At 42.7% G+C, this 6,862-nt stretch carries 8 protein-coding genes; 3 read left to right on the plus strand and 5 right to left on the minus strand.

The window, feature by feature from the left end; translation table 11 throughout:
* From pilO to GXZ17_RS07205, 5 genes are all read right to left on the minus strand, one after another.
* Window positions 1-413, minus strand: a 413-nt coding sequence (gene pilO, locus GXZ17_RS07185; protein ID WP_409376613.1) for a type 4a pilus biogenesis protein PilO, incomplete at its 3' end; no start/stop codon positions are given.
* Window positions 410-964, minus strand: a complete 555-nt coding sequence (locus GXZ17_RS07190) for a PilN domain-containing protein (protein WP_409376614.1) — start codon at window positions 962-964, stop codon at window positions 410-412. The genes pilO and GXZ17_RS07190, both read right to left, overlap by 4 nt.
* Window positions 955-1,932, minus strand: a complete 978-nt coding sequence (gene pilM, locus GXZ17_RS07195; protein WP_409376615.1) for a pilus assembly protein PilM — start codon at window positions 1,930-1,932, stop codon at window positions 955-957. The genes GXZ17_RS07190 and pilM overlap by 10 nt, the downstream gene beginning before the upstream one ends.
* Before the next feature lie 55 nt (window positions 1,933-1,987).
* A complete protein-coding gene (locus GXZ17_RS07200) occupies window positions 1,988-2,374 on the minus strand; it encodes a prepilin peptidase (RefSeq protein WP_409376616.1) in 387 nt (128 codons plus the stop codon).
* A 265-nt stretch (window positions 2,375-2,639) separates the two neighbouring features.
* Complete coding sequence (locus tag GXZ17_RS07205) at window positions 2,640-3,113, minus strand: type IV pilin protein (RefSeq protein ID WP_409376617.1); 474 nt, start codon at window positions 3,111-3,113, stop codon at window positions 2,640-2,642.
* Between the two features lie 646 nt (window positions 3,114-3,759).
* Here GXZ17_RS07205 and GXZ17_RS07210 point away from each other — a divergent pair.
* From GXZ17_RS07210 to GXZ17_RS07220, 3 genes are all read left to right on the plus strand, one after another.
* Complete coding sequence (locus GXZ17_RS07210) at window positions 3,760-5,421, plus strand: GspE/PulE family protein (protein ID WP_409376618.1); 1,662 nt, start codon at window positions 3,760-3,762, stop codon at window positions 5,419-5,421.
* Window positions 5,422-5,435: 14 nt separating this feature from the next.
* On the plus strand, window positions 5,436-6,497 hold the full coding sequence (locus GXZ17_RS07215; protein ID WP_409376619.1) for a type IV pilus twitching motility protein PilT: 1,062 nt from the start codon (window positions 5,436-5,438) through the stop codon (window positions 6,495-6,497).
* A gap of 1 nt (window position 6,498) precedes the next feature.
* The coding region (locus tag GXZ17_RS07220) for a type II secretion system F family protein (RefSeq protein ID WP_409376620.1) at window positions 6,499-6,862 on the plus strand (364 nt) is incomplete at its 3' end.

The raw sequence follows: 6,862 nt of genomic DNA on the forward strand, positions 1-6,862 counted from the left end.
CCGTAATAGTCACTTACAAGATCGCTTTCAAATGACACCTCGAGGTAGTCGGATTGAGGTTTATCAGAATTTTCTTGCACTTCAAGAGATTGAGGCTTCAGGGATTGAACTTCCACTCCAGAACGCAGAGCAGAATCTTCAATCACCAAAAGGAGGTTGGAAACTTCCTTTTCTTCTGGTAGCCGTTCCTCAAGAAGTGAAGCAGCAACGTGGAGCTCGGTCAACTTTTTCTCTAGCCCTTCTGAATTTCTCACCTTCCTCTCCAGAACAATCACCTGAGCTTCCATGTTTCTTTTCTCCTCCTTTAATCTTTCCAGCCTCTCCCCCCCGGGAATTAGAACCAGATAAAAAAAGCCTATTAACACTCCTGCCCAGACCAGAAGAAAAATCGGCCAATTTTTTTCCAGACTCATGGAGTTTCAAGTTTCCCTGACAACTCAAAATGGTAAGTTCCCTCTTCTCCAAGAATCAAAGATTCAAAATCAACCTGAGAGAAAAGATCTCTATACTGGCCAAGGGAACAGATAAACTGAGACAAGCTAAAAATACTATAAACCTGCCCCTGGCAGTTAAAAGAAGAAGAGTCAAAACTGACTCTATCCCAATGGAGGTCTCGAGGCATACATCTTCCCAGGATGTATACAATTTTCAGCCAATCAGGTTCACCTTTAATCAAATGTTTCAAAGTATTCATTTTTTCTTCTTTCACATTTATCTGAGTCTGCACTTCTTCTATCCTTTTTTCTCTCTCCTGAAGATTTGCTAACTTTAACTCAAGAAATTCTATATCACCGCCCAAAGATGAAGTTTTGACATCGAGATTAATGTAAAAGAAATAGGAAAGAAAAGATAAAAGAATTAAAATCACTATAAAGAATAAACGCACCCAGTCAGGAGTTCTCTTTGTTATGTACTGATGCGGTAAAAGATTAATCTTAACCGGATAAACTGACTTCAGCTCCATAGCGATGCTCCCAGAGCACCGAGATAAACTTCCGCCGGAAATTCTTCTTTTTTCACCACAAGAGGTGGAATGTTTCCTACACTTACTGGTAAATTTTCATCTAAAATCCATCGGAGAAAAGAAATCCGTGCTCCTCCTCCACTCCAAAAAATCCTCTGATCGGGGTCTGAACCAAACTCAGATTGTAAAAAAGAGAAAGATCTCCTGAGTTCAGTTATCAGATCTTTACTCACTTCAGAAAGTGCTTCTTCCATCTGGTAAGGGACATCTCCTTCTTCAGTGCTCCGGTTAAAAAGCTCCATTATTTCTGCCGGCAAAAGTTTAAATTTTCTTTCTAAATAGTCCCACGCTTTACCCAAACCCCAGTTAAAATATCGGGAAAAAACTAGTTTTCCAGTAGAAAAATACAAAATACCTCCTTTAGCAAAACCTAGATCCACCACCGAAAATGAGGAACCCATTAAATCGGGATACAAGCTCAAAAATCCCCGTAACAAACTCAATACCTGGGGCTCAAGTGCTTTTACCTCAAGACGAGCCTGGCTAAAAACGTCAAGATATTCTTCCACTATCAAAGAAGGAGAAGCAGCAAAGAGAATTTTTTGCTGCCCTTCTTTTTTTTCCAGAGTTTGCCAGCCGATTTGAAAGCTATCCTCTCCGGTGATTATGGAGCTTGCTTCCCACCGCAGAGTATTTTCTATCTCCTCATCGGGCATTTCAGGAAGAGATATATTCTGCACCACCATCTGGGTATGGTAGAAAGAAAGTGCCACTTCCCGGGGAAGACGATTTTTCTGCCAGAATTGCCGCAAATTGCCTACCAGAACACTTTTATCTCTGATTTCTCCCCCTGAAAGAGATTGAGGACTAAGAAGCATCTCTCCTAAAAAGACTGGCTCAAAGTTCTCTCCCTTTTTCTGAGTCAGACAAAACTTAACGGAGTAAGCACCTAAATCAATACCTAGCATAGCAGCCTCTTTAAAAAAACATTTGGGTGTTATTTTAGCATAAACTACCCGCTGATTAGAATCCTCCCCACATTAAATTCAAATACCAATCTATTGCCCCTCCCCAGAAAAAAGCAATTATTGCTCCCCCCACAAAAGAGAGCAGAAAAGCAAGAAGTGCCCTCTGCCACCCCAGGAAAAACCCCAGAGCTCCGGCGAGCTTTACGTCTCCCCAGCCCATTCCCTCCGGGAAGGCAAGATGGATAAGGAAAAGGATAGAGAAATAAATAACCCCTCCCAGAAGAGCTGAAAAGATAGATTGACCATAAAATAAAGATATAATGCCCAGGACTACAATTAAAAAAATCAGCCCATCGGGGATTCTCTTCTCCCGTAAATCTACCCAGGAAATGAAAAGAAGAATGATTAAAAAAGGAACGAGCAACAACCAATTTCCTAACATAAACATTTACCCTCCCACAAAAAAAGAAAAAAATGAAGCTGCCACAACATCAGGGAGAAAAAACGTCTCTCTCATCAACTCCTGTTTTTATGCTTTTTATTTTTTCTCTTTTTTTTCGTTTGTATATCTTTTATACCTCTGATTTTCTTCTCCAGAGGATTATTGGAAATTTTGCCCCATAGTTCTATACCCCAGACATACCGTAGGATAATCTCGGGACTCCCTACCTTTCGCCCAAGAATAAGAAATTAAGTCATAAAAATTACTAGAAACTAATCTCCTGACCAATAGTAGTATTGACAATTAGCTCCTTAATGCTTCCTCCCGGTCCAACCGCATAAAAAAGGTATGTACCACTAATAGTAGCATAATTAGTAGGGTCATAGATAGTAAAACTAGCACCCTTACCTTCATAGATATACTTGTAATTCATATTTTTTGGATTTTTAGGAGAGCTACCAGGAAAATAATCCTTCAACGCGTCGTTTATACCTTTAGTAGTGCCAGTAGTTTCTGGCGGATATGTGTTTAAATTATTTTCTAACGCATAAAGCTCAAGAGCAGTAGCCAGATTGCGAAGATTAGCCTTAGTGGCGGCTATAGCTGCAACTTGCCTTGCCCTCATATAGTTAGGAATAGCTATTGCCATCAAAATCCCGATGATAGCCACTACTATAACTAGCTCGATTAAGGTGAAGCCTTTCTCTCCTTTGTTTATCTTCCGCATGTAGTAACTCATCCTTCCAATCTCCTCAAATGGAATCATTTAATTTTTCGAATTACAAACTAATATTATCATAAAGTCAATCCCTTGCCACAATCCACTTTTGTGGAAATTTTCATAAAAAAAGACAGGTTTTTAAAACAGCTTTCCCTCCATTTTGTCATCGCGATTCTCACATATTCCCCGATCTTATCACAGCCGGCGTATAATTGACCCGGGAAAGTCGGAATAAAATTGACCCACCTCTTGAAGCAGAAAAACAGGACTTTCCCGAGTCATTGTGAAATGTTATCCCAAAGCTCAAGGAATACCGGAAAAGAAAGGGAGGAAAAAGAGATCTGTCATGCCTGAAATAAGTAGCAAGATATCTAAATGCTCTTAAGTGAATAATAGTAAGTTTATCCCTCAGGAGTGTTAGTTTTTAGTCTTCTATCTTTTTTTCAAGAGGGTAATAGGGAGCTATCCCCCTTATAGCTCTGTTCTCCATCGTCAGACTGTTCCTTTGAATTGAAAGGATGATTTTTGTATGCTATCATAGCTGACACTCCACAGAATAGAATTCCTATCTCATAAAAGAAAACTGAATAAAAGGGAAGAGTAATGCCTAAAAATGACAACGCAAACGTAAGAGTTCGCTGTTTTCAGAAAACTGGAAGGAATAATGCTTTCTCATAAATATATCACTCCCCAGCAATTAGAAGAAGCCTTAAAGGTTCAGAGAGAAACCAGAGAGGGACTAGGAGTAATCCTAGAGAAAATGGGCTTTATCGGCACTAAAGAAGTTTATCAGACTCTCGCAGAACAACTGGGAGCTCTCTTTATCGAGCTGGATACTTATCTCATCGACCCTCAGGCGGCCTTGCTTCTTCCTGAAAAGTTTTGCCGGGAACGACAGGTAATTCCGGTAGGCGAGGAAAATGGAGCTTTAATTTTAGTCATGGCCAACCCGACGGATGTGGTAACCATAGACCGTGCCCGGCTTATGACCGGGAGAGAAATAAAAGCAGCCATTGCCCCTTCCGAAGAAATCGAGCGGATTATTAACACCTATTTCGGTGCTAAAGAGTCAGTGAATGAAATCCTCCGGGAAGTAGAGGAAAAAGAAGGAGCATTTTTAGAAGAGACCAAAGAGGTAGAAATCGGTCAATTAAAAGCTCTGGGAGAAGAAGCCCCCATCATTCAGGCGGTGAATACCTTCATTCTTCAGGCTATTCGAGCAGGAGCAAGCGACATTCACTTAGCGCCTCAAGACAAAGAGGCCCGAATTCGCTTCCGGATTGACGGAATCCTGCATGATATTTCCTCTACTTCTTCTCGAGTCCATCCGGCTCTTGTCTCCCGGATAAAAATCCTCTCTCGAATGGACATTGCCGAACGTCGCCTTCCCCAGGATGGCAGATTTCAAATCAGAGTAGATAATCGGACAGTAGATTTTCGAGTTTCTTCTCTGCCTACTATTTTTGGAGAAAAGATAGTAATGAGAATTCTGGATAAGTCTGCTCTGCTACTGAACCTGGATAAACTGGGGTTCGAGCCCGATGACCTGAGGAAATTTATTCGTCTCATTAAATATCCTTACGGAATGGTTCTCCTTACCGGTCCCACCGGGAGTGGGAAAACCACCACTTTGTATTCAGCTTTGAACTTCATCAATCGGCCAGCGTTAAATATTATAACCGTTGAAGACCCGGTGGAGTATCAACTGCCGGGCATCAATCAGGTACAGATAAACCCCAAAATCGATTTCTCTTTCGCCAACGCTCTCCGCTCTATAATGCGTCAGGACCCTGATATAATTATGGTGGGAGAAATCCGTGACCGGGAAACCGCTGAGATTGCCATTCACGCTGCTCTCACAGGGCACCTGGTTCTTTCCACCCTTCATACAAACAGTGCTACGGGAGCCATTGTCCGCCTGCAAGAAATGGGAGTTCCTTCTTATCTTATATCTTCTGCTCTTTTAGGAGTGGTGGCTCAACGCCTGGTGCGGAAAATATGTTCACATTGCCGGACAGAATTAGAAATAGAGGGAGAAGCTGCCCTTAAATTAACCGGGGGAAAGGAGGAAAAACTAATTTTGCACCGGGGCGAAGGATGCAACCTGTGTAACAGAACCGGATACAGGGGTAGAGAAGCGGTAAATGAAGTTCTGGTAATAGACGATGATATCAGATCTTTAATTTTAAAGAATGCTACAGAAAGAGAGCTTACCGCAAAAGCCAGAGAGAAGGGAATGTTAACTCTGGAAGAGAACGCTATTCAGAAAGTCCTGAAAGGAATTACCACTTTCGAGGAAATGTATCGGGTGGTAGCCAGATTTTAAGGAGGGAAATGAATATGGAGATATCAGATTTGCTTAAAGAATCGGTAGAAAGAAGGGCATCTGACCTTCACCTGACTGCAGGTATTTCACCCACTTTGAGGATAGACGGAAAACTAACTCTCCTGGACTATCCCCCGCTTACTCCCGAAGATACAAAAAATTTTGCCCGGTCTTTAGCGGGAGAAGAACGGTTTTCTGATTTTCTAAGAGAGAAAGAGCTGGACTTTTCTCTGGGAATTCCTCAGTTTGCCCGATTCCGAATCAATATTTATCAACAGCGAGGTTCAGTAGCCTTAGCCATACGAGCCCTGAGCTATGACATTCCTTCTATGGAAGAACTCCATCTTCCTGTTTCTACCCTGCAAAAGCTGGCCTCTCTTTCCCGGGGGCTGGTTTTAGTTACTGGGCCTACCGGAAGCGGAAAATCCACTACTCTGGCCTCTATGATAGAGTACATCAACAATACTCGCTCCTGCCACATTATAACTATGGAAGACCCCATCGAGTATCTCTACCACCACCGAAAAAGCATTGTAAACCAGCGAGAAGTAGGTTCTGACACTTTATCTTTTGAGAGTGCTCTGGTGCACGCTTTGCGAGAAGACCCCGATGTTATCTTAGTGGGAGAGATGAGAAACTTAGAAACCATCGCCCTGACCCTGACAGCAGCGGAAACCGGCCACCTGGTGCTTGCTACTCTCCATACCAGTAACGCTCCTCAGAGTATAGACCGAGTAGTGGACGTTTTCCCGCCACACCAGCAAACTCAGGTTCGAATTCAGCTGGCTGGATGCATCCAGGGAATTATAAGTCAGCAACTTCTACCCCGGGCAAATGGAAAAGGTAGAGTTCCAGCGGTAGAAATTATGATAGCTAACAATGCTATTCGTAACCTGATGCGAGAGGGAAAGAGCTACCAGGTTTATAATATTATGCAAACCTCTCTTACAGAAGGAATGATTACCATGGATAGAGCTTTGATAGACCTTTACCGTGATGGCCACGTGAGCTGGGAAGAAGCACAAACTCGCTCTATTGATCCTCGAGAGTTCTCTCAAATGAGGAGCAGAATATAACATGCCAGCCTATCTGTATCGAGTTCGCGATAAAACCGGTAAGTTACTGGAGGGCAAAATAGAAGCCTCAAGTGAGCGAGAAGCAGCAGACATCCTCCGGAGAGGGGGAGTTTTTATAACTTCTCTGGAGGAAGAAAAGGCTCGCAAAGCTACCCTCCAACGAGAGATAAAGCTGGGAGGAGGCGGGAAAAAGGTAGAACTTCAAGATTTAGCCGTATTTGCCCGGGGAATTTCTACTATGCTCGAGGCAGGAGTTCCTCTCTTACAGGCGCTGCGGAGTATGGCCGACCAATCTACCAATAAATATCTGGCTGAGGTGGTTGGAGAGGTGGCCCAGAAGGTAGCAAGGGGTTACTCTTTTTATC

Origin of the sequence: Candidatus Sordicultor fermentans (assembly GCF_012728195.1) — a bacterium.
GTDB classification, from domain to species: Bacteria; Atribacterota; Atribacteria; order Atribacterales; family Caldatribacteriaceae; genus Sordicultor; species Sordicultor fermentans.

Coding starts and splice junctions, on each gene's coding strand:
- GXZ17_RS07190 (WP_409376614.1), bottom strand. CDS start 964: ATGGAGCTGAAGTCAGTTTATCCGGTTAAGATTAATCTTTTACCGCAT.
- pilM (WP_409376615.1), bottom strand. CDS start 1,932: ATGCTAGGTATTGATTTAGGTGCTTACTCCGTTAAGTTTTGTCTGACT.
- GXZ17_RS07210 (WP_409376618.1), top strand. CDS start 3,760: ATGCTTTCTCATAAATATATCACTCCCCAGCAATTAGAAGAAGCCTTA.
- GXZ17_RS07205 (WP_409376617.1), bottom strand. CDS start 3,113: ATGAGTTACTACATGCGGAAGATAAACAAAGGAGAGAAAGGCTTCACC.
- GXZ17_RS07215 (WP_409376619.1), top strand. CDS start 5,436: ATGGAGATATCAGATTTGCTTAAAGAATCGGTAGAAAGAAGGGCATCT.
- GXZ17_RS07200 (WP_409376616.1), bottom strand. CDS start 2,374: ATGTTAGGAAATTGGTTGTTGCTCGTTCCTTTTTTAATCATTCTTCTT.